The 22,745-nt window shown below is 46.1% G+C and carries 15 protein-coding genes; 10 read left to right on the forward strand and 5 right to left on the reverse strand.

Annotation, left to right across the window (positions count from 1 at the left end):
• On the reverse strand, window positions 1-2,883 hold the full coding sequence (locus ACFPFU_RS09075; RefSeq protein WP_377063685.1) for an FAD-binding and (Fe-S)-binding domain-containing protein: 2,883 nt from the start codon (window positions 2,881-2,883) through the stop codon (window positions 1-3).
• Window positions 2,884-3,088: 205 nt separating this feature from the next.
• Between ACFPFU_RS09075 and ACFPFU_RS09080 the strand changes: the two genes are divergently transcribed.
• The 6 genes from ACFPFU_RS09080 to ACFPFU_RS09105 all read left to right on the forward strand — a co-directional run bounded on the left by ACFPFU_RS09080 (window position 3,089) and on the right by ACFPFU_RS09105 (window position 11,690).
• Window positions 3,089-4,393 (forward strand): Gfo/Idh/MocA family protein, encoded by a 1,305-nt coding sequence (locus ACFPFU_RS09080; RefSeq protein ID WP_377063687.1) that lies wholly within the window; start codon window positions 3,089-3,091, stop codon window positions 4,391-4,393.
• Window positions 4,394-4,423: 30 nt separating this feature from the next.
• The gene (locus ACFPFU_RS09085; RefSeq protein ID WP_377063689.1) at window positions 4,424-5,182 is read left to right on the forward strand and encodes a 3-keto-disaccharide hydrolase; all 759 of its coding nucleotides are present in this window, start codon (window positions 4,424-4,426) and stop codon (window positions 5,180-5,182) included.
• Window positions 5,183-5,213: 31 nt separating this feature from the next.
• Window positions 5,214-6,107: a phytanoyl-CoA dioxygenase family protein gene (locus ACFPFU_RS09090; RefSeq protein ID WP_377063691.1), complete on the forward strand. Its 894-nt coding sequence runs from the start codon at window positions 5,214-5,216 to the stop codon at window positions 6,105-6,107.
• A gap of 5 nt (window positions 6,108-6,112) precedes the next feature.
• Complete coding sequence (locus ACFPFU_RS09095; protein ID WP_377063693.1) at window positions 6,113-9,241, forward strand: PVC-type heme-binding CxxCH protein; 3,129 nt, start codon at window positions 6,113-6,115, stop codon at window positions 9,239-9,241.
• 212 nt (window positions 9,242-9,453) lie between these two features.
• On the forward strand, window positions 9,454-10,548 hold the full coding sequence (locus tag ACFPFU_RS09100; RefSeq protein WP_377063695.1) for a Gfo/Idh/MocA family protein: 1,095 nt from the start codon (window positions 9,454-9,456) through the stop codon (window positions 10,546-10,548).
• A 146-nt stretch (window positions 10,549-10,694) separates the two neighbouring features.
• On the forward strand, window positions 10,695-11,690 hold the full coding sequence (locus ACFPFU_RS09105; protein ID WP_377063697.1) for a 3-hydroxyacyl-CoA dehydrogenase family protein: 996 nt from the start codon (window positions 10,695-10,697) through the stop codon (window positions 11,688-11,690).
• 24 nt (window positions 11,691-11,714) lie between these two features.
• Here the strand turns inward: ACFPFU_RS09105 and ACFPFU_RS09110 are convergent, their stop codons facing one another.
• Together ACFPFU_RS09110 and ACFPFU_RS09115 are read right to left on the reverse strand one after the other, a co-directional pair.
• The gene (locus tag ACFPFU_RS09110; RefSeq protein ID WP_377063699.1) at window positions 11,715-12,620 is read right to left on the reverse strand and encodes an HAEPLYID family protein; all 906 of its coding nucleotides are present in this window, start codon (window positions 12,618-12,620) and stop codon (window positions 11,715-11,717) included.
• Window positions 12,621-12,704: 84 nt separating this feature from the next.
• Window positions 12,705-15,797, reverse strand: a complete 3,093-nt coding sequence (locus ACFPFU_RS09115) for a PVC-type heme-binding CxxCH protein (protein ID WP_377063701.1) — start codon at window positions 15,795-15,797, stop codon at window positions 12,705-12,707.
• Between the two features lie 164 nt (window positions 15,798-15,961).
• Between ACFPFU_RS09115 and ACFPFU_RS09120 the strand changes: the two genes are divergently transcribed.
• Genes ACFPFU_RS09120 through ACFPFU_RS09130 form a run of 3 tightly spaced genes read left to right on the forward strand, consistent with a single transcriptional unit; the run spans window position 15,962 to window position 20,081 of the window.
• Window positions 15,962-17,902: a glycoside hydrolase family 2 protein gene (locus ACFPFU_RS09120; RefSeq protein ID WP_377063703.1), complete on the forward strand. Its 1,941-nt coding sequence runs from the start codon at window positions 15,962-15,964 to the stop codon at window positions 17,900-17,902.
• Window positions 17,899-19,053, forward strand: coding sequence for an aldose epimerase family protein (locus tag ACFPFU_RS09125; protein ID WP_377063705.1), 1,155 nt, complete (start codon window positions 17,899-17,901; stop codon window positions 19,051-19,053). Before ACFPFU_RS09120 ends, ACFPFU_RS09125 begins: the two co-directional genes overlap by 4 nt.
• Before the next feature lie 5 nt (window positions 19,054-19,058).
• Entirely contained in the window at window positions 19,059-20,081 is a 1,023-nt protein-coding gene (locus ACFPFU_RS09130) for an SMP-30/gluconolactonase/LRE family protein (RefSeq protein ID WP_377063707.1), read from the forward strand.
• Between the two features lie 10 nt (window positions 20,082-20,091).
• Here ACFPFU_RS09130 and ACFPFU_RS09135 read toward each other — a convergent pair whose 3' ends face one another.
• Window positions 20,092-21,228, reverse strand: a complete 1,137-nt coding sequence (locus ACFPFU_RS09135) for an NAD(P)/FAD-dependent oxidoreductase (protein WP_377063709.1) — start codon at window positions 21,226-21,228, stop codon at window positions 20,092-20,094.
• Window positions 21,229-21,276: 48 nt separating this feature from the next.
• Entirely contained in the window at window positions 21,277-21,645 is a 369-nt protein-coding gene (locus ACFPFU_RS09140; protein WP_377063711.1) for a hypothetical protein, read from the reverse strand.
• Window positions 21,646-22,026: 381 nt separating this feature from the next.
• Between ACFPFU_RS09140 and ACFPFU_RS09145 the strand changes: the two genes are divergently transcribed.
• A complete protein-coding gene (locus tag ACFPFU_RS09145; protein ID WP_377063713.1) occupies window positions 22,027-22,728 on the forward strand; it encodes an orotidine 5'-phosphate decarboxylase / HUMPS family protein in 702 nt (233 codons plus the stop codon).
• Window positions 22,729-22,745 lie beyond the last annotated feature (17 nt).

Raw genomic sequence — 22,745 nt, forward strand, 5'->3', positions numbered from 1 at the left:
TTATTTGACCACTTCTACCAATTCGACCCAATGTCTGGCTTTTTTTCCCGTAAAATGTTCAATCTGATGACGGCAACTGAAGCCGTTTGCGGCAAGACATGTCCCATTTTCCATGGACCTGACCGCCGGAAAAAGGATTTCTTCCCCGATTTTGTGGGAGATTTCATAATGTTCTTTTTCGTAGCCAAAGGATCCTGCCATGCCGCAGCAGCCTGAGGGTATCTCCGAAACGTCAGCTCCTTCAATCAAGCTCTTTTTCATGCCATTTGTACCATACAGTGCCTTTTGATGACAGTGTCCGTGGATGTTGAGCCGGGATGATTTTGGTTTTAGTTTGACCTGGATATTCCCCGCTTCCATTTCCCTGGACAGAAAAACATCAATCATCATCACGTTTTCTTTTAATTTCTTAGCCAGGGAAACATCCTCAAGCAGGTCAGGAAAGTCGTCATTCAGTGCCGATGCACAACTGGGTTCACAAACCACCACTGTTAAATCCTGGTCAATATATTTGACCAATTGCCCAATCACCGGTTCCCCTTCTGCTTTTGCGTCCCTAAGGAATCCATGGGATATTTTTGGACGCTGACAACAGCCTATGTTGGCCAAGACGACTTCATAACCGCAGGCATTGAGCAATTCCATGGCAGCGACCCCGACTTGGGGTTCGTGGAAATTCAGATAAGTGTCGGCAAAAAGCACCACCTTTTTTTCCGAGGAAATGTTTTTTGTTTTGTTTTTCTCAAACCATTTGTAAAAGGGTTCCGAAGCATAAGCCGGCAACGTTCTTCTTTTGTCAAACCCGGCAATTTGTTCCATCGCCTTTTTGAAGAACGCCGACGCCTGTAGCTTATTCACAGCATAAGCCAATGGACCCGCAAAACGCCGGGCCATTTTGGAGGTGTCCCTGATCAATTTGTCCCGGAGATTTGGACCTTTTTGGTCGTAATACAGCTGCATGACGTCACTTTTCATCTTGGCCATATCCACGTTGCTGGGGCATTCGGATTTACAGGCCTTGCAGGAAAGGCATAAAGATAAAACTTCTTTCAGGCGTTCGCCGGCAATACCGCTCCCGTTAAGCTGTCCCGACATGGCCATACGTAAGGCATTGGCTCTGCCCCGGGTCGAGTGTTCCTCGTCCCTGGTGGCTTTAAAACTTGGGCACATAGTGCCCCCAATAAGTTTACGGCATTCCCCTACACCGGTGCACATATGTACCGATTCCTGAAAACTCTGCTCAGAGCGGTATTTAAATTCTGTTTTTACAGACTGGTCATTGTATTGAGCTCCGTACCTTAGATTCTGTTCGATGGTTTGTGATTCGACGATTTTCCCAGGGTTCATCAGGTTTTGGGGATCAAAGAGTTTTTTGACCTGGATAAAGGCCTGATAGAGTTCCTTTCCGAAAAATCTTTCGTTAAAAGCGCTTCTGACCAATCCGTCTCCATGTTCGCCGCTCCAGGATCCGCCATATTCCATGACCAGTTGAAAGGTATCTTCCGCAATGTTTTTCAGTTTTTCGATGTCATTTGCCTCTCTGAGATCAAGAATCGGCCTGACATGAATAACACCCACGCTTACGTGGGCATACATGGAAACATCCGCACTGTGTTTTTTGCAGATCTGTAAGGTTTTGTCAATGTACTCTTTCAGCTTTTCTGTAGGAATGGCTGCATCCTCGATAAAAGGCAAGGGTTTTTTCTTTCCTTTTATCCCTAGCATCAACCCCAGACCTTTTTTCCTTACCAGCCAAACATCTTCATACGCATCGCCCTGCGGGAAGACAGGATAAGCATAACCCAGTCCTTGTTCCTGTAGGTCTTTGATCATCGCCATAGGCCTTTCCATGACATCATCGGGGGTTTCCCCGTAAAACTCCACGATCAGAATGGCTTCCGGATTCCCTGATATAAAATGGCAATGACGCTTGGTCGTCAGGTTTTCACGGCTTAAGTCCACCACTATTTTGTCCAGGATTTCCACCGCAGAAGGGTTGTATTTAAGTATGGGAGTCACCGAGCCGATGGCTTCCAGCAAATCTGAAAAATGCACCACACAAACCGACCTGTACCGGGGCAGGGGCTCCAGGTTTAATTTCAGCTCAAGCGTGGTGGCCAGGGTGCCCTCACTTCCGGTAATCAATTTGGCCAGGTTCCATTGATCTGTATGTATGAATTCATCCAGATTGTAGCCACCGACCCGCCGCATGACTTTGGGGAATTTCTGGTCAATCAGTGTTTGGTTGTTTTGGATGATGTTCCGGAATTCCCTATAAATTTCCCCTTCCCGGTCCCCTTGCTGGGCAATAATGTCATACGTAGCGTTATCTACAGGCCTGAGGGTCATTTCTGTTCCATCAGCCAAAAGCACCCTGGCCTCAAGGATATGATCCACGGTTTTCCCATAAATTATACTTTTTGTACCTGACGAATTGTTGCCAACCATACCTCCTACATTTGCCCTGCTCGAAGTAGCGGGATCCACGGCGAAGTGAAGTCCCAAAGGGGCCAATTCATCATTCAACACATCCCTTACTTTTCCGGGCTGTACCCTTACCCACCGCTCTTCGGTATTGATCTCCAGGGTATTGTTCATGTATTTAGAAAAATCCAGCACGATGGAGTGCCCTACCGTCTGTCCTGCCAGGCTTGTGCCTCCGCCCCGCGGAAGGATGGTAACGCCATGCTCCTTGGCCAATGCCATCGCCTTTTTCACATCACGCTCATCCTTGGGCAGTACAATGGCCACGGGTGTGATTTGGTAGATGCTGGCATCGGTACTGTACATGCCCAATGAATAGGCATCTGTGAGTACGTCACCTTGGATGTTTTCAATCAGTGCTTTGGTAAGTTGGGAATTTTCAGTCTGGATAAGGGTCATGGTTATTTTCGTTCAATTGCTGGAGTTTCAAAGATATTATTTTTTGTCAATCAATTGCAAAAACGAATTTTGTAACGGTATTAAATCTTGAATTTGGTGTAAAAAATGTTTGAATTGGAAAAGACAAATCGTATTTTTCCCCCACTGAATTTGTCAATAATTCCGAATGAATATCTCATTTCGGTAAATAAACCCGTTCATCGCTATGTTTGAAAAAGCAGATAAAAATGACCGCCGGTCATTTTTGAAATCCACCGGAACAGCAATCATAGGCAGCACCGTATTGCCGCTACCATTTTCCATATCTTCAGGTATGGCTGCACAGCGTGCGCCGCTAAAAGTAGGCCTTATCGGCTGTGGTGGCAGGGGCACCGGTGCGGCAGCACAAGCTTTAAAAGCTGATAAAGATGCCGTGCTTACCTGTATGGCTGATGTTTTTGAGGATTACCTCGAGGAATCCTATCAATCTTTGATCAAAATCAGCCCCAAACAGATAAAAGTAGATAAAGACCGGAAGTATGTGGGCTTCGATGGTTACAAAAAAGTAATCGATTCGGATGTGGATGTGGTGATCCTGACCACTCCACCGGGTTTCAGGCCAAGCCATTTCAAAGCAGCTGTGGATGCCGGTAAACATGTGTTCTGTGAAAAACCGGTGGCTGTGGATGCCCCCGGCGTAAGGAGCATCCTGGAATCTGCCCGTCAGGCAAAGGAAAAGGGTTTATCTGTGGTTTCCGGCTTTACTTTCCGGTATGATTTTCCAAAAAGGGCGCTGTTCAAAAGAATATTGGACGGCCAAATAGGAGAGGTGACTTCCGTATTCACAGCCCGAAATGGGGGAGGACTTTGGTACAAACCCCGGCAGGACAACTGGACGGAAATGGAATACCAGATGAGAAATTGGTATTACTATGACTGGCTTTCCGGGGATTATATTGTGGAGATGATGGTGCATAGTTTGGATATGATGTCCTGGGCATTGGGTGACCGGTTGCCCATTCAGGCCACAGGGACCGGAGGAAGGCAATCCCGCACCGAGGCCCAATGGGGGAACATTTATGACCATTTTGCCATTGAGTACGAATATGAAAACAACATCAAGGGGGTACACTTCAGCAGACAACAGAAAGGCTGTTCCAATACGAATAAGGTAGATATTGCAGGAACAGAAGGCTTTGCCTCCGTAGATATAGGGAAAAGGGTGCATGCCACCATGGGTCGGCAACGCTGGGATTATGATGGGGAATACAATAATCCTTATGAAACCCAGCACGAGGAACTTTTTGCTGCCATTCGTTCCGGAAAACCCATAAATGAAGGCGAATTGATGGCCAATAGCACGATGTTGGCAATTTTAGGGCGAATGGTGGGGTACAGCGGGCAGACCATTACCTGGGAGGAAGCCATGAACAGTAACCAAACGCTAGGCCCGGCAGCAGATGCATACAGCTGGAATTTGGAATGGCCTGTTCCCCCTGTAGCAGTTCCAGGGGTGACCAAAGTAGTTTAAAAATTTTGATCCTGATTTTAATATAGACCCATGTACAATTGTTTTCGAATCCTCTTTTTGGCAGGGCTGCTTTCCCTGCCTTTGTCTGTCCTGGCCCAGGACTATCTTTTTGAATTTGGAAAAGAACAGGGATTGGATGCTGTAATATCCGGCAAAGTCCCGAATAACATACCCATCAAATGGTACAACGTGAACACCGAGGAGGAAACCTGGCGCTTTGAAGGGGATATGCTGGTTTGCGAAGGTCTGCCCATTGGGGTGATCCGTTCTGAAAAACAATATGAAAATTTCATCATGTACATTGAGTGGAGCCATCAGGAAGCAGGGGGGAACTCAGGCACTTTTGTATGGAGCAGTGCGGTGCCAGGTACTAATAGGCTTCCCGATGGTGTGGAGGTGCAGATGTTGGAATTGGACTGGGTCAATCAGAATAAAAACGAAAAAGGGGAATTGCCGCCGATAGCCTATGTTCACGGTGAACTGTTTGGAGTAGGGGGAGTGGAGACTGTACCTGACAATCCCAGAGGCACCAGAAGCAAATCCATTGAAAACCGTTGTCTGGGAAAAGGGGAGTGGAATACCTATGTGGTGGTTTGTGTGGATGGGGTGATTAAACTTTCCGTTAATGGCAAATTCGTCAATGGCATCAGTCAGGCCTCCCAGAAGAAGGGATACATTTGCCTGGAATCTGAAGGAGCACCTATCCATTTCAGAAACCTTACCATTACGGAATTGCCACCAGGTGTGACTTCTGTAGATCAGGTGGCACCCTTATGGAAAAACAAGTAATTGTGACGCAAAAACAATACAACAACAAGTAATGAGCAGAGACCTTTCGTTAGTACATGAAATAATAGGTGACCTTTTTAAATGGCCCCGGACCGAAAAGGACTGGGAAAAATACAAGCTTACCGATGAGCAGGTGGCTTTTTTCAATGAAAACGGCTATTTATCCCATATCAAACAGTTGGAGAAATGGCAGGTGGATCAATTGAACAAAGAGCTGGAAGACCTGTTGGATCCCGATTATCCCGGAAATGAGCTGTTCTATGAATACCATTCCAACGAATCCAGTGACTCGAATGCCGTATTGTTTCACTCCCTAGGGCATTGGCGCATTAAACCCGGCTTCCACGATATTTTGTGGAATCCCGCATTTTTGATGGCAGCCAGTCAATTACTGGGGAATAAATCCGTCAGGTTTTGGCATGACCAGCTATTTTGCAAGCCCGCACATCATGGAGGGGTGGTGGCCTGGCATCAGGATTATTCTTATTGGACCCGTACCGTGCCCATGCAACACCTCACCTGTTGGGTGGCATTGGATAATGCTACGATAGAAAACGGTTGCGTTTATTACATTCCAAAAAGCCATGAATGGGGCTTGTTGGATAAACCGGAATTGGCGGGAGATATGGAAGGGTTGATGGATTATCTTACTGAGGAACAAAAAAAGCAATTCAATCCGGTGCCTATAGAAATGGAAAGCGGGTATGGGACTTTTCATCATCCTTTAATGGTCCATGGATCACATGAGAACAAGTCACCCCGATCGAGAAGGGCGTTTGTCCTGAATGTGTTTGCGGATGGTACCCAATCCAATTCAGATGACGAACTGTTGGCGGGAGTCCCGGTAATACCTAGGAAGAAAAAGATGGAAGGGCAGTTTTTTCCTTTATTGCTGGATAGGGATGAAGTGATTCAAAAGCCCTGATTTATATGTGGAATAGCTCAAAAAGAAGGCCTCCCTTTTGGTTTTGGTTCACAGCCCTGGTCCTTCTTTTTGCAGTTTGGTCAATTTTTAGCATCTGGGAGGGAAGTCCCGACAGGTCCCAACGGATTGAGGGATTGATTGTTCCTGAAGGTTTTACGGTGGAAGCTGCTACCGTACCCGGTTTGGTCAAATACCCCATGTTTGCCGTTTTTGATGATCGGGGAAGGCTTTTTGTAATGGAATCCAGTGGACAAACGGAAAGCACAGAAGGGATTTTGGCCGAACCGGATTTTAGAATTTTGCTTTTGGAGGATACTGATGCTGATGGGGTTTTTGACCATAAAACCGTATATGCAGACAATATTCCTTTTCCGATGGGAGGGGTTTATTTGGATGGAAGCCTCATTGTCACGGCCTCTCCGGATCTGGTGAAATTCACTGACAGGGATGGCGATGGTGTTGCGGATGAAAAAGAGGTTCTGCTTTCAGGATGGACTTTAAATCACAATGCGGCCATTTTGAGCGGCCCTTTTTTGGGACCTGATGGTTGGTTATACATGGCCGATGCGAGGCGTGGATTTGATATAGCAAGTAAAGAGGCTGTTCATTTTACCGGTAAAGGAGCCAGAATATGGCGTTGTCTACCCGATGGGACGCAGTTGCAAAGTTTTGCCGGAGGCGGTTTTGACAATGCCATCGAATTGGTTTTTACGCCGTCCGGTGAAGTACTTGGGACCATGACTTATTTTACTGACCCCCAGGGAGGGTACAGGGATGCTTTGATGCATTGGGTAGAAGGCGGCGTCTATCCTAAGCCCCATCCCGTTATTCAGGAGGATGTTCTGGTCAGAACAGGTGAGCTGATGCCGGTCATGCATGAAATGGCCAGGGTTTCTCCCTCTGGATTGATGCGCTATACGGGCGGCTCTTGGGGAGATGATTTTGAAGGGGATTTGTTTCATGCCGAATTCAACACGGGCAGAATTGTTCAAACGGATTTACATCCAAACGCTGCTTCTTTTTCGGCGCGGAGCCAGCATTTTCTTACTTCACAAATTCCGGATTTCCATCCCACCGATGTTTTGCAAGAACCGGATGGAAGCCTTTTGGTGGTGAACACAGGAGGATGGTTTATTTCCGGCTGCCCCTTAAGCCGTACGGCAAAACCGGAAGTAGACGGAGGTATATACCGGATCAGGACATTAGACCACCGGCGGGGTCCCAAAGATCCCTGGGGAATCAACATCCCCTGGGAGGATTTGAATGCGGGACAGTTGGTTGAATTTTTAGGCGATTCCCGTGTGAAAGTTTCCGATAAAGCGGGTGAATATTTGCTGAAACAGCCCCGGACAGCCATTCCTTATCTCACTGTTTTGCTTCAGGAGCATCCTGATGAACAGGTTCGGGCCAAAGCTGTATTCCTGTTGTACAGAACCCGGAACCCCGGGGCATGGAACCAGATGTGTTTAGGGTTGAAGGATGAAAGTGACCTGGTAAAAACAGCTACTGCCCGTGTGTTGGGACTTGCGAAGACCAATGCAGCTGTTGATGAGCTTATAGCCGTATTGGAAAACCATCCATCAACGCCTTTGGCCAAACAAGTGGCTACGGCTTTAGGGCAGATCGGCGACCCCAAATCCACCGGCCCTTTATTGAAAGCCTTGGAACATATCCCATATGACAGGTATTTTGAGCATGCAGTTGTTTTTGCTTTGATACAAATGGACAATGAATCCCTGTTATTGGAGCACCTGGCCACAACTGGCTTTAACAAAGCCGCATTGATCGCTCTCGATCAAAAAGGATCGGACGGCCTTGATGAAAAAAAGTTACAGCCCTATTTGTTGGACAATGACAGTATGGTAAGCAATACGGCCTTGTGGGTTCTGAAAAATCATCCGGAATGGGACAATGCATTTGTTTTGTATTTGGAGGATTATTTTAACGGGGATGAAAAAAACATGGTAAGGTTAATGAATGTGCTGCCTGTCTTTATCCATCAGGAGCGTGTTCAGGAATTCCTTTCCGGTGAATTGGATGACTTGCATACGGGGCCTGAAAGATTAATGATTTTGAAAATCATCAAGAAAAATCCCCCGCAACAAGTTTCTCCTGAATTAAGGAAAAGTCTGCTTAATTTATTAACAAATGCAGATGCAAAAACAAAAGATGCAGTAATGGACTTGGTAGTCCAGATGAACCTGAAAGATTTTAAGCAACCTTTGAGGAAGATAATTTCGGATGATTCCGTGGAATCTACAGTTAAACTGAAAGCTTATCAGGCTTTATTGGCAAACGGTGAGGAAATTACCGATGAGGAATTCCGGTGGATAGCTCACCAGTTGTTGTCGAGGGGACCTCAGCTCCAGTATTCATTGTCCTTAGCTATACTAAGGAACATTTCCTTACATACGAAAAGGGTGCAATGGTTGGCAGAAAATATCCTGCCTGTGGTTCCAAGCGGAAACATCCCGTATTTAATGGAGTTGTTTACTGATATGAAGGTGGATAGCGCTGTTTTGCATGACTTGGAGCATAGATTGCTGGAAAGAAAAGAAATCTGGGATAACCTTTCGCTATCCCAAATGGAGAAAATATTCTCTGGAAAGGAGGAAGGAAAAGCCATTATGGATAGTCTTGCAGATCGGCACCGGGATCGGTTGGCTTATTTGGAGAAGGTGGAAACGGATTTATTACAGGGAGATGTGACGCGGGGAAGAGCGCTTTTCTTTGGTAAGGCAGCATGTGGGACCTGCCATGCAGTGGCGGGAGAAGGAGATTCATTTGGTCCTGATCTGACCAATATCGGTGAAATCCGTTCCAGGCATGACATTTTGGAAGCCATTCTTTTTCCCAGCGCCAGTTTCGCCCGGGAATATGAGACCATGTTTGTACAGACATCCTCCCAAAGTTATCAGGGGATCATCAAAAATTTTGAAAATGGCAGGTATGAACTGGCATTGGGCCCAGGGGCATTTATACAAATCACTGAAGAGGAGGTGAGAGATGTTTATTCAACCACCCAATCGCTTATGCCTGCGGGATTGGATAAAGGTTTAAACCAACAGGAACTGAGTGATTTGATGTTGTATTTGCAGTCTTTACCGGATGGGATGTACACCCGGAATAATTAAATGGGAAGTTGGTCAATTTTGCCACCCAGGTGAAACCCGCCCATGGGAGAATACAGGTGCAGTCAGAGGGAGCTACTATAGCCTTCAAAGAGATATTATTGTATCCCTTGATAAAGAATTAGCCTAAAGATCCCGGCTTCAGGAAAATTTTTTTAAATTAGAATCAAGATTTAAAAAATTGTGATAAAAAATTCTCAGATAAAAAATTGTAAATGGCTTCAACAATGACCCAAAAACCGATAAGAATTTTAGTAGTAGGCTGTGGCAACATGGGGACTTCCCATGCATTGGCATATCATCAAATGGATGATTTTGAAATTGTGGGGTTGGTATCCGGGGGAAACTCCAAGGAAAAGCTCAATGAAAAATTGGGTGGTGGATATGCATTGTATGATGACTATTATGAAGCGATGAGGATTACCCAGCCGGATGCGGTGAGCATTTCTACGTATCCGGACACCCACGAACCTTTTGCCATTCATGCGTTTGAACAAGGTTGCCACGTTTTTGTGGAAAAACCCCTTGCCGATACCGTGGAAGGGGCTCAGAGGGTAGTGGACGCCGCGAAGAAACACAACAAAAAACTGGTGGTCGGCTACATCCTCAGGCATCACCCATCCTGGGAGCGTTTTATTGAGATGAGCCAGCAACTGGGCAAGCCGTTGGTGATGCGGATGAACCTGAATCAACAGAGTGAGGGGAGTATGTGGACCCTGCACAGAAACCTGATGAAAAGTCTCAGTCCGATAGTGGACTGTGGTGTGCATTACATCGATGTGATGTGCCAGATGACCCGTTCCAAGCCTGTTCAGGTGTATGCCATCGGTGCGCGCCTCACAGAGGAGATCCCTGCTGGAAATTATAATTATGGTAACCTTCAGATCCGGTTTGAAGATGGGTCGGTGGGCTGGTATGAAGCCGGGTGGGGACCGATGGTCAGTGAAACAGCTTTCTTTATCAAAGACGTAGTCGGGCCCAAGGGTTCGGTATCCATCGTGGCCAAAGATGCCGGAGGGTCCGGTAAATCAGACAGCATAGAAGCCCATACCAAAACGGAATCGCTTCTGTATCATCAGGCTGATTTGAATGAAAACGAGCTTTTTGCCAAAGAGGACGAATGGATTGACCTGACGGACGAGCCTGATCACAATGGGCTCTGCAAGCGCGAGCAGGAATATTTTCTCAAATCCATTAAGGAAAATATTGACCTCAGTGACCACATGGAAGATGCCGTTAACAGCCTGCGGATAGCTTTTGCCTGTGACGAATCTGTGAGAACGGGGAAAGTGGTTCATTTAGATGTCTGAGATGGTTTGATTGCCAATTTTAGACCTATTTTTGAAATTTCATTTTCAACTTGGTTGTCAAAAATCTGCTTTTTATGATAAAGAATCCGTGTAGGGGTGAATATTATCATTTTGCGCAGGTAAATGATAACCCATTTCCACAATAAATGACAAATCACCCACAACCAACTGAGATACAGATAGGAATAGTCGGGCTAGGCCTGATGGGATGCAGCATATCCACCTGTTTATTGATTGCAGGACACAAAGTGACGGCTTTTGATCCTATTCAGACCAATATATCTGCGGGTGAGAAAAGGATACATGATCACTTCCAAACAGCCAGGGAAAAAGGTTTGTTGGATAAACATCCCGATGATTACCTGGAAAACCTGGTTTTGGCAGATGCCTATGAGGATTTAAAAAGCTGTCAGCTCATTATAGAGTCGGTTAAGGAAGATGAATCCATAAAAGCGGAAGTTTTTAAGGCCATTGATGCGGTGGTAAGTCCTGAAGCATTGATCACCACCAATACCTCAGCAATTCCCATCAGTAAATTGCAGGAATACGTGAGCCATCCTGAACGTTTTTACGGTCTGCATTGGATGGAACCTGCACACACCACCCGTTTTCTGGAGGTGATTTGCGGGGATAGAAGTGACATGAAAGGTGCAGAATATCTTTACAGCCTGGCTGTTTTTTGGCAAAAAGAGGCTGTTTTGGTAAAAAAAGATATCCGCGGCTTTGTGGCTAACAGGCTCATGTATGCCATGTATAGGGAGGCCCTGTATCTCGTAGAGGGGGATTATGCGTCAGTAGAAGATGTGGACAGGGCATGCAGGAATGTGGCTGGGTTTTTCATACCCATGATGGGTGTTTTCCGCTGGATGGATTTTACAGGTATAGGATCATACAGAGAGGTGATGAAAGAACTTTTCCCCACCCTCAGTAATGCTACCCAACCCAATGAACTGATTAACAGGATAGTTGATAATGGCGGTAATGGGATTTTTAACGGTAAGGGATTTTATGAATATACAGAGGAAGAGCGGAAGATTTGGCTCGAAACCTATACCCGGTTTTCCTATGAAATCAGGGAACTGGCCCTCAAATACCCCGCGGATCTGGTCCAACAGCAGTTGGCGTCCGGAGAAAAGGAGTAAGAAATTATGGGATATTGAATGGGCTCAGTGCATTGTCTTAAATCCCGGTTCATAGATGATCCTGGCAAAGGAACTGAGGCCGCGGACTTCCTTATTGAGGGGAATGCCACTGACAATGCCTATCATCAGGTTTTCTGCCAATGCCACACGCATCTGGGGTCGCATGACTGCAACCAATTTGCCGTTTGCCCATTCCTTGTTGATTTCCACGCCGATAAAGTTTCTGGTGCCGGCGATCATGTAGTGAAAGTTGGTGTTGATTTCATACACCGCTTTTGTTTTTTCTTCCTTAAACTCCTGGACCATTCTCGGCCCGGTATAGACCAGTGTATGATAGTTCCTGCCCCATCGCTTTGCAGCTATAAAAAAGGGGTTGTATATATTCCCTTTGTAAAAACTTTCCTGGCCCATCTTGTTAAGATCCACAATTTCAAACTCATGGATATAACCCAGTGCCAGGGAGGTATTGGCTTTTTCTGAAACGAAAAATGACCATTGCGCGGCGAGCTTCAGGCTTTCCACTCTGTTGGAAGGAGCTATGACCTCATCTGACACTGCCGGTCCATATAAGGTCACCGGAACTTCTATTTCCAGTCCCAACCGGTCAATGGGCGCCCATTCGTATTCTATCAATGCCTCGTATTCATCGAAATTTTGGTCGGCTTTCATGCCAAGGGCAAAGTTCCATTCTTTTTCCCCTTTTCTGGCCCCCAAATCGCGGATCAGGTCGATATATAAAGGCTCGGCATGCAATACTTTTGGTTTCTCTCCGGGGACTTGCTCAATTTCCTGTATGAACAAGCTGTCCAATAAGATGTTTTCCGTCCTGATACTGTCCCTTTCAGTCTGAGCATCAACCCTGTTAACATGAATCCAGCACAGGGCCGTAAATGCTAGTAATGTAATTTTGCGAATACCTCTTTGGTTCATTAATCTGATAAAATAAGCGTGCGAAATTAAGGTTTTAAACCAATATAGAGAGGAATAGGTTTGATTAATTTTTGTTAAATTTTTTCAATTCATTAAGAACGAAAACAAATCCCGTATTTCCTGATCGGATAAGCCTTCCAATAGGCGTTCAGGCATAAATGAAATATCAGAAACATCCATTTTATTCAATTTTTCTTTCGTCAAGGTAGTGGGCTTTCCCCCAGACGGAGGAACGACCCGCATGGTTTGACCTTCGGTCTCTGTCAGTTTTCCCGTGATGATCCTGCCATCATCCGTTAAAGCATTTACCAATTCGAACCCCTCCCGGATATCCGCATTGGGATCGATGATATGGAGTAACCAATAGTCCAACTGGCTTCTGTCATAACCACTGAGATCAGGTCCTGATAAGCCCCCTTCCCCGTGCATCTGATGACATTGTCCACAGTTGCTGAAGAATACCGATTTGCCATTAAATACGTCTCCTAAACCGGACTGCACAATGTTTTTTACCCGTCTCATTTCCGTCGATATGGACGCCGCATCCAAAGGGAGCGTCTGTGGCCACAGTTTCCCAGTGAGGCGATCGATCTCCGAATCGCCGAGTAAATAGAAATTTCTCGCAAGAGCATATGGCACATCTTCTTTATGGATAATTTTATGGCGATCTATTTCCTCCAGGAACGATAGCGCCCAGCTTTTTCTACTGGCAAAAAGCCTTATCGCAGCCTCCCGGACATATTCATCCGCCCGGATGGAAGGATATGTCTTGGCTAAATTCCGCCCTATTTGGGGATCAGGATAGTTGGTAAGGGCATGGAGGGCAGCCTGTTGGATAGCAGGAGAACCGCCGGAAGCAGTGATAAGACCGAGCAGCACATCAACCGCCTCAGGTTCGTGGATTTCTCCGAATATATGAATAAGCGACAGCCTTCTGCCTATGGGTTCCTTTTCATCCTGAATGATGGAAAACGCTTTTTTTACATCTTTTCTTTCTCCTGACCGAAGAGACAATGCCAACGAATTGTAATCGTCTGTGTAAGGTTGGATGGCTTTAAGCAATGTTTCCGGTAAGGAAACCAAATCCTGGCCCCCCAGCCCCTGATACAGGCCAGCCACCAGGATTTCGGCCTGTTTTTTACCCGGTGCCAAGTCCAATAGTTTTTGACAAAATCTTAAGTTTTCCTGACCGCCTTCCATAGCAAAACGCTGCATCGCCCGGTTTAGCAGAAATTTCTCCGCAACCGGAGTGTGCCAGTGTTTTTCATTTTTGAAAAATCCGAGTGCGGATTCCGGATTTTCATGGATTTTGGCTTCAAGAGCCCACCACAGCTGCATGGGAATATCGGGATCCTCTGCATCATCATGGTATTGGGCCAGGTTACTGATAATAGGTAATGCTGCTTCCGACGGCAATCTTTTGGCTGTAGCGGCCAGCTGGCTCCTTACTTCAGCTGATTTTTCCTTTGTAGCCAAAGATTTTAATGTCATGGATAGGTCCGCAGAGACCTTTTGATAATCCCCAATCAACCTGAGGGCCCACATACGCACATGGGGATCCCTGTGCGCAAGGGCTTTGACCGCAAAGTCGTCTGTAAACCCACCGCTGAGATGGACGCCCCATAAAGCTTCCAAAGCTTCCTGATCATTGCCTTTTTCAAACAATTTGAAAAGCAGGGGCAACGCCTGTTTGTCCCCCCTGTCTCCCAGTTGCTTTAATGCCTGCTGTCTGAACCACTTATTGGGGTGGCTTAGGTAGTCAATAAGCGATTTTGTGTCATTTTGGCTAAGATCAAAGGGCCCGGGGTTGTTGTTCAGCCCATTTCCGGTCAATTTATAGATCCTGCCGGAGCTTTTGTGCCAGGTATCCCGAGGGTCCACGTGGGACAGCCTGCTGTCGTACCAGTCTGCGAGGTAAATCCCGCCGTCCGGTCCGAGTTTCATGTCCACCGGACGGAACCACTTGTCTTCTGTGGCCAGGATGATCGACTCGTCTATATTCTGAAAGGAAGAGCCGAGTTTTTCCATTCGGGTCAACTGCAGATAATTATGGAGTGGGTTGGCCGCCAACATCTTACCTTGATAGGCTTCGGGAAATCCATTGCCTTCATAGATGATCATCGAATGGGTAAACCGTTTCTTTTCCCCCTCCAAAGGCATATTGGGAAGATAGCCGAAAGCATAAGGATTGGTCAAAGGGCCGTGTTTGCCCCAGCTTTTGATATAATAAGCTCCCTGTTTATAATAAGGTCCTCTGCCATAACCATTTGATCCTGAATAAATTCTTCCCTTTCTATCAAACTCGAGGTTGAAGGGGTTGTTGCCGCCCCCCTCGGCAAATATTTCGAATGTCTTATTTTCAGGATGATACCTCCAGATCGCCTGCCCTGAAAATGAAGTGACATGGGAACTGCCCGTAACTTCAATTTTGGCGGTTGTGGTACTGCCCTGAACACCATAAAGCCAGCCATCAGGACCCCAAGTAAGGCTATTGGCCACCGAATGGGTATCTTCCAATCCAAAACCTTTAAGGTGAACTTCGGGGTTGTCTTCAGGAATACCGTCTCCGTCGGCGTCCTTATAGGCCAACAAATAAGGGGGATTTAATACCCAGATTTTTCCTCTGCCCAGCGCTACCGAGGTGGCAATATTGAGTCCTTCTATGGCATCAAAAGAACGGTCATATTTACCGTCTCCATCAGTGTCTTCAAATACAGTTATTCTATCTGCGCCTTTATCTCCCAAGGGAGGAGCGTCGGGGATTTTATCAAACTTTACCCGGGTGTGATTGTCTATGTCGGTAATTTTTAATCCTTTTGGATAGGGGTATTGACGATATTGTACCACCCACATTCTTCCCCGGTGGTCAAAACTAATGTGTAAGGGCTGAACGATATCCGGCTCAGACAAAACCAACTCCAATTGTAAGTCCCCGGCTACCTTAAATTGCTGCACCGCCATATCAGGTGAAGTAGGCTTCGAGGTAGGATCGGTAAGATCCCCCCGGCCTTCAAAGTTTTCCATATACCTTGCAACCTCCTCGTTGGCTGCATAGGGATGAAGCACCGTCTGATGCTTAAGGTCTTTATCCTGCCCACAGTTTTGTAACAACAGCGTTAAACACCAAAATATCAGGAAAAACCTCATGTGGGGATCAGCGCCCTGGTTTGCATTCATGGCTATAAAGAGTCAATTTTTCATTAAATTATGGATTTTCAGGGAATCTAGACTGCCATTTTCCGTATTTTTTGATATTTTCGCTTTCTGCATGGCCATTTTGGCCGGGGATTTTTGCAGAAAAGCCAGACACAACTGTTATTTAATAATAAACCTTTATTTTAATGAAATTTTACACACCTGATAGACAAGCCAAAACGCTTTTCTATAATAGAAACTCTAAAACACCAACATCCACTATTCAAGGACTGCAACCGATACCGGTTTTAGGAGTATTGTTTTTTATATCCGTTCAGTTTTTTGGTTTTAACAGTCAGGCCCAAGACAGTCAATGGAAGCCGGAGGGAGACCGCATCATGACACAATGGGCAGAAAATATTGACCCTTCTCAGCCGCTTCCTGAATACCCAAGACCTCAGATGGAGCGTGAAGGATGGCAAAATCTCAATGGATTGTGGGAATATGCCATCCGACCAAAAGGGGAAAGCCAACCGGCCCATTTTGAGGGAAACATATTGGTCCCTTTTGCTGTGGAATCCGCGCTGTCCGGCGTTGGTAAAGAAGTCGGGGCGGATAATGAACTTTGGTATTATCGGGAATTTGAAGTGGATAGAAACATGCGTCGGGGTGAGGTGCTGTTGCATTTTGGTGCGGTAGACTGGGAAGCCGAGGTTTTTGTGAATGGCAAAAGTGCAGGCGTACACCGGGGTGGCTATGACCCTTTCCATTTTGAGATCGGCACCTTACTTAGGTCAGGTAGGAAGCAGGAGCTGGCTGTCAGGGTATGGGATCCCAGCGATGAAGGACCTCAGCCCAGAGGCAAGCAAGTCCGGGAGCCACGGGGAATTTGGTATACGCCTGTTACAGGAATATGGCAGACCGTGTGGCTGGAGGCAGTGCCGCAGCAATACATAGGAGGGATCAAGACAACGCCTGATTTAGATGCAAATAGCATTACCGTAGAAACCGATATCCAAAGAGCAAAAACTGATCAGAAAGTACAGGTAAGGCTGTTGGACGGGAATAGGGTAATAAGTGAAAAAACCGTGAGCCCGGGTGAAACAGCGGTACTCCAGGTGGATAACCCGAGGGTTTGGTCTTTGGATGATCCTTTTTTATATGATATGGAAATCGATTTGGTGGAAGGCCGAAGGACAGTTGATCAGGTGAAAACCTATACTGCATGGAGAAAAATCAGTATGGAAACGGATGCGGGGGGGATACAACGGATGCTTTTAAATGATGAATTTGTTTTCCAGTACGGTCCCTTGGACCAGGGTTGGTGGCCTGATGGCCTCTATACGGCCCCCACGGATGAGGCGCTGCTCTTTGATATTGTGAAAACCAAGGAAATGGGTTTCAACATGATCCGCAAACACGTAAAAGTGGAGCCGGCCAGGTGGTACTATCATTGCGACCGGATGGGCATGCTGGTGTGGCAGGACATGCCAAGCGGGGATATGGGCAACCGTTGGGAATCCAGACCGGGCATTATTGGGAAAGGAACGGAAAAGGACAGGACGCCTGAATCCGAAGCGATCTTCAGGGAGGAATGGAAAGCCATCATCGATGCCAACTATAATTTTCCTTCCATCGTGGTGTGGGTACCGTTTAACGAGGCCTGGGGACAGTTCAAAACCCAAGAAATTGTGGAATGGACCATGAATTATGATCCTACACGGCTGGTGAACAGTGCGAGCGGTGGTAATTTCACGACTTCCGGGCAAATCATGGACCTGCACAACTACCCGGATCCGGTGATGCCCGACCCGGATATTTACGGCAAGGACCAGATCATCGTGTTGGGAGAGTATGGAGGACTTGGCTTACCCATCGAAGGGCATACCTGGCAGGAAAAGGACAACTGGGGTTATCAAAGTTTTAAGGACAAGGAGGAGTTGAAAAACCGGTATGACCAATTGATCAAGGATTTAAAGCCACTGGTAAATAAAGGACTTTCTGCTGCTGTTTATACCCAGACCACGGACGTTGAGGTGGAAGTAAACGGACTAATGACCTACGATAGGAAGGTGATAAAGTTCGATCCGTCATTTTTGAAAAAATTGCATGAAGAATTGTATCGCATTAAAATCCCTCTAAAATGAAAAAGAGCTTACTGATTGCTTTGATGGCTTCCGGAATTCTGGTGGCCTGTGAATCCGGTAAAAGAAATGAAAAATCCAAAGACAAACCCCTTACACAAATGGACCCGTCAAAATTTGAAAAAACCCTGGAAGAAGGGGAGGTAAAATTGTACCGTTTATCTAACAGCAACGGTTTGGAGATGACTGTCACCAATTTTGGAGCACGAGTGGTGGAGCTGTTTACCCCGGACAAAAACGGGAATTTTGAGGACATTGTGCTTGGCTACGATAACCTGGATGATTATATCAACCACGCCAACAGCTACTACGGAGCCCCCATCGGCAGGTACGGAAACAGGATTGCCGGTGCAAAATTCACGCTGCAAGGCAAAGAATACGAGTTGGAAGCCAACAACGGACCCAATAACCTTCACGGATGGCCCGGCGGATATCACAATGTAGTATGGGAAGTGCTGGAAGCCACTGACCAAAAATTGGCCATGAAATATATTTCTGAGGACGGTCATGGAGGATTTCCGGGAACCTTAACGGTATATATGACTTATTCATTGACAGATGATAATGAATTTAAAATCGAATATGAGGCTGAGACGGACAAACCCACCATTGTGAACCTAACGCACCATTCCTTTTTCAACCTCAACGGACATGGAGAGGGTGATGTGCTTAATCATAAAATGCAGCTTAACGCCGATCACTATACCCCGGTCAATGAGGTGCTGATCCCTTTGGGAGAAATAGCACCTGTAGAAGGCACGCCGATGGATTTTAGAGAACCTTTTCTTGTGGGTGAACGGATAGCCCATGATTTTGATCAATTGAAAATAGCTGGTGGATATGACCACAACTGGGTTCTGAACAATGACGCTGAAGGAGGGACCATTTGGGCAGGGTCCGTCTGGGTGCCTGAAAACGGCCGGAAGATGGAGGTTTATACTGACCAGCCTGGTATGCAGGTTTATACCGGTAATTTTATGGATGGTAAGGGTAAATCCAAAGCAGGGAAGACCTACGGAAAAAGAGGAGCCATTTGTTTTGAAACCCAGCATTTTCCTGATTCACCCAACCAACCCGACTTCCCATCGGTTGAATTGAATCCCGGAGAAACCTACGAACATCTGTGTATTTATAAATTCACCGTGGAAGATTAATATCGATGAATAAGGCAGGTTTTTTTCCGTTAATGCTGCTTTTGGCGCTTTGGATTGCAGCTTGTGGTCCTAAAAAGAGTGAAGGGGAAAAGCAGGAAACCCTTTCTCTGGAGATTGAAAGGCATGATCCCCGGCTTGACCAAATCATCGATCCTGAAGCCGAAGCGGTAATTTTGGGCAGTGGATTCGAGTGGACCGAAGGTCCGCTTTGGCTGGAAAAGGAACAAAAGCTTTTGTTTTCCGATATACCCTATAACCGGGTCCATTCGTGGACGGCAGAAGAGGGTGTTTCCATTTATCTGGAACCGGCGGGATTTACCGGGGAAGGTACCCGGGGAGGAGAACTGGGATCCAACGGCTTGCTGCTCGACCCGGAAGGAGCGTTGGTTTTATGCCAACATGGAGACAGGAGAATGGCCAAAATGAAGGCTCCCCTGAATTCGCCGAAGGCGGAATACGAAACCATAGTGGACAATTTTGAGGGCATGCGTTTCAATAGCCCTAATGATGCAGCATATGATGCCGGAGGGGATCTGTATTTTACAGATCCACCTTACGGTTTGGAAAAAAACATGGAAGATCCCTCCAAAGAAATTCCCTTTCAGGGGGTTTATAGGTTCTCAAAAGAAGGAGAGCTTACGCTTTTATTGGATTCCATTTCGAGGCCCAATGGATTGGCGTTTTCTCCGGACGGCGGTTCACTGATCATCGCCAACTCTGATCCAGCTAAACCTATTTGGTATGCATACAGCGTTTCGTCTGATGGCGATCTGTCTCAAGGGAGGATTTTCTACGATGCCACTGAGGAATTTAAAACGGATAAAGGGCTTCCGGATGGTTTGAAAGTCAGGAAGGACGGCTTGATTTTTGCCACCGGCCCGGGAGGAGTATGGATTTTTGATCAACAGGCAAAGGTTTTGGGCAGGCTGAAAGTAGGTGAGCTTACCTCCAATGTGGCCTTGGACAAAGCCGGCAAAAACCTGTATGTGACCGCAGATAGCTATGTGGTGAGGATCGCCCTCAAATAAGCCGATAAAATTACAGAGGGAAAGGCAGCAAGCGCTCTCTCAACCAGTGACCGATTTCATGAGGAAATGTTTTGTTTCCCATGAAAATATCGGTAAGATATTCACAACCCTTTTGGCCGTATTTATTGATCAACATCTTTCTGACATGCGGCTGTCCATAAAATGTCCGGCTTAATAATCCTGACGTTTTTAATTCGCGCAGGAGGTTGTTTTTCAATGTGGTCTGGTAAGCTTCAACGGCAGCACTTGGATTTGCAAAATGTTTATGGATACATTTTGCTGCCAGTTGCCCGCTGTACAACGCATTGGAAATACCCTCGGCCGTTAAAGGATCTGCAAAGCCGGCGGCATCTCCGGCCAGAAAGACCCTGTTTTTAGCAAAACCGTCTTTCCTGGCGCCAATGGGTATTTGAAACCCATGGGCTTCTTCTTTTATGATTTGCCTGACCCCTAATTTTTCCAGATAGTACCGATAATAATCTTTTAAATTGATCCTGGATTTCCTGAAACAGGCCACACCAATGGAAAGGTGCGCTCTTTTGGGAAAGCACCAGGCATATCCATAAGGCACGGTATCCACATCGAACCTTACCGTTTGCGAGAGCTTTTCAAAGGTGCCTGTATCCACCTCAACCTCATACTCTAAAGCGGGGATCAGCTGGCGGCTCTCTTTCCATCCAGCCATCCTTGCAGTAGGACTGAAAGCGCCATCGGCAACAATGAGGTAATCGCTTTCCACAAGGCCCGTTGTGGTCTTCAATTCCAGTTTTGATCCCATCCCGATATGCTCCAAAACACATTTTTGAATCAATTTTGCACCTTTTTCAACCGCTTTTTCGGTAATTAAAGCATCAAACTTATCCCGCATCACCATGGTAATAACCGGAGCATTTCGGCTTGCAGTGAAACAGCGGTCTGAATTCTCAAAGTGTACTTCTATTTCCGAAAACTCCTTCTCCGCAACCTGGGACACATCAAAAGGCAACAAGTTTCTACCCCGGTAGACGAGTCCTCCTCCGCAGGTTTTGTATCGGGGGAGGGTCTCCTTTTCAAAAATAGCAACGGAAAGGTTGGCTGCACTGGCTTCATAGGCTGCCATGGCGCCGGCCGGCCCCGTACCTATAATGACAATATCGAAAGATGGCATGGAAAGATATGACTTGGATTGATAATGATCTTGAAAAAAACAAGGGGTTTAAATATCATCAGGCTCCCGCTCCGGCCATTCAGGTCCCGTGAGCTGGAGGATTTTATTTTTGGGATCTATCCGGAAATTCAACTCCATTTTCTCTTTGTCTTGTTCATGAATATTCAAGCAGGCATTGTAATGAACCTTATCATACTTGACAGTAAATTTACCCTGATGGTTTTTAATAAAAACAAGATCATCTCCAATTTCTGTATTTTCGGCTATAGCACCTTCTGATTTCAAATAATAACTCAGGAATATATCCAAAGCCCTCTGTTCATTTTTAAGAAACGATGTGAGGGCATTCTTCTTCGGTGTAGAAGATTCATCGGTAAGTTTTGTTTCATTGATATTAAATTCCCAATGTTGTTGCATAGACCAAATATAGAATTTTTAAAGGAAAACTCCACTTCTCTCGGCCATTGTAATCATCACATTGATTTTTCTTAAAAAATTCGCGGGAAATACAGTAGCCCATCCGGTTAGAGCAGCGTATTGCTATCAGAGCAAAAGAATTATGGTTTATGCCAGCAATTATTTAAATTAAGCTAAAATTCACAATACAGTCTTTATTTAACCAAAGCCTTTTCACATTTACCATGGAAGTATTTTATTTACAATCCAACCCATCCTTTTGTGATCTTGAATCTACCGGTGCTTTAAAATGGAATTTTTAGACAAAGGAAATTATTCAGACATTCTGTGATTCTTTAGCGGAAAATATTTAGCATTATAAACATCTCAAAATAGTAGTATATGAAACCCATAGTCCAAATCAGTTTAGATCTTACCAACATTGATGAAGCCTTGGAAACGGCTTCTCTAGCCATGCGCGCAGGCGTGGATTGGCTGGAAGCAGGCACACCTTTGATTCTGGCAGAGGGACTGCACGGTGTGCGGAAGTTAAGAGAGGCATTTCCCCATACCCCTATAGTGGCAGATCTGAAAACCATGGATGGTGGCTATTTGGAGGCTGAAATGATGGCCAAAGCCGGAGCTACCCATGTGGTGGTGATGGCAAGGGCTCACGAAGAAACCATCAAATGTGTGGTGCAGGCTGGGAAGGACCATGGTGTAAAAGTGATGGGCGATAATCTTGGTTGTCCCGATATGGTGGCAGGAGCGAAAATGTTGGAAGATTTGGGTTGTGACTTTATTGTACACCATATTGGCTATGATGAAAGACGGGGGATTGCCGCACAGGGAAAACGTATGCCCAGTCCCCTCGACCAATTGCGGGAAATAGTGGAAGCGGTAAGCATTCCCGTGCAGGCTGTGGGAGGGTTAAGCCTGGAACAAGCCATATCCACACCCGTCTATGGGGCCCCACTGGTGGTCCTGGGGGCTCCGCTGACCATTGACGCCGATGCGTTCAAAACTGCTGAGGGGGATTTGGAAGCTTCTTTGAGAAAGATCTGTGAAGCGATACATGCCCATGGAGATGTGATCATAAAATAAAATGAATATCGCTTAAA

Origin of the sequence: Negadavirga shengliensis, from assembly GCF_042652345.1 — a bacterium.
In the GTDB taxonomy this organism is placed as follows: Bacteria; Bacteroidota; Bacteroidia; order Cytophagales; family Cyclobacteriaceae; genus Negadavirga; species Negadavirga shengliensis.

What these genes read in the sequence shown, in the direction of transcription:
- ACFPFU_RS09075 (WP_377063685.1), bottom strand. Translation starts at nt 2,883, where the DNA reads ATGACCCTTATCCAGACTGAAAATTCCCAACTTACCAAAGCACTGATT.
- ACFPFU_RS09080 (WP_377063687.1), top strand. Translation starts at nt 3,089, where the DNA reads ATGTTTGAAAAAGCAGATAAAAATGACCGCCGGTCATTTTTGAAATCC.
- ACFPFU_RS09085 (WP_377063689.1), top strand. Translation starts at nt 4,424, where the DNA reads ATGTACAATTGTTTTCGAATCCTCTTTTTGGCAGGGCTGCTTTCCCTG.
- ACFPFU_RS09090 (WP_377063691.1), top strand. Translation starts at nt 5,214, where the DNA reads ATGAGCAGAGACCTTTCGTTAGTACATGAAATAATAGGTGACCTTTTT.
- ACFPFU_RS09095 (WP_377063693.1), top strand. Translation starts at nt 6,113, where the DNA reads ATGTGGAATAGCTCAAAAAGAAGGCCTCCCTTTTGGTTTTGGTTCACA.
- ACFPFU_RS09100 (WP_377063695.1), top strand. Translation starts at nt 9,454, where the DNA reads ATGGCTTCAACAATGACCCAAAAACCGATAAGAATTTTAGTAGTAGGC.
- ACFPFU_RS09105 (WP_377063697.1), top strand. Translation starts at nt 10,695, where the DNA reads ATGACAAATCACCCACAACCAACTGAGATACAGATAGGAATAGTCGGG.
- ACFPFU_RS09110 (WP_377063699.1), bottom strand. Translation starts at nt 12,620, where the DNA reads ATGAACCAAAGAGGTATTCGCAAAATTACATTACTAGCATTTACGGCC.
- ACFPFU_RS09115 (WP_377063701.1), bottom strand. Translation starts at nt 15,797, where the DNA reads ATGAATGCAAACCAGGGCGCTGATCCCCACATGAGGTTTTTCCTGATA.
- ACFPFU_RS09120 (WP_377063703.1), top strand. Translation starts at nt 15,962, where the DNA reads ATGAAATTTTACACACCTGATAGACAAGCCAAAACGCTTTTCTATAAT.
- ACFPFU_RS09125 (WP_377063705.1), top strand. Translation starts at nt 17,899, where the DNA reads ATGAAAAAGAGCTTACTGATTGCTTTGATGGCTTCCGGAATTCTGGTG.
- ACFPFU_RS09130 (WP_377063707.1), top strand. Translation starts at nt 19,059, where the DNA reads ATGAATAAGGCAGGTTTTTTTCCGTTAATGCTGCTTTTGGCGCTTTGG.
- ACFPFU_RS09135 (WP_377063709.1), bottom strand. Translation starts at nt 21,228, where the DNA reads ATGCCATCTTTCGATATTGTCATTATAGGTACGGGGCCGGCCGGCGCC.
- ACFPFU_RS09140 (WP_377063711.1), bottom strand. Translation starts at nt 21,645, where the DNA reads ATGCAACAACATTGGGAATTTAATATCAATGAAACAAAACTTACCGAT.
- ACFPFU_RS09145 (WP_377063713.1), top strand. Translation starts at nt 22,027, where the DNA reads ATGAAACCCATAGTCCAAATCAGTTTAGATCTTACCAACATTGATGAA.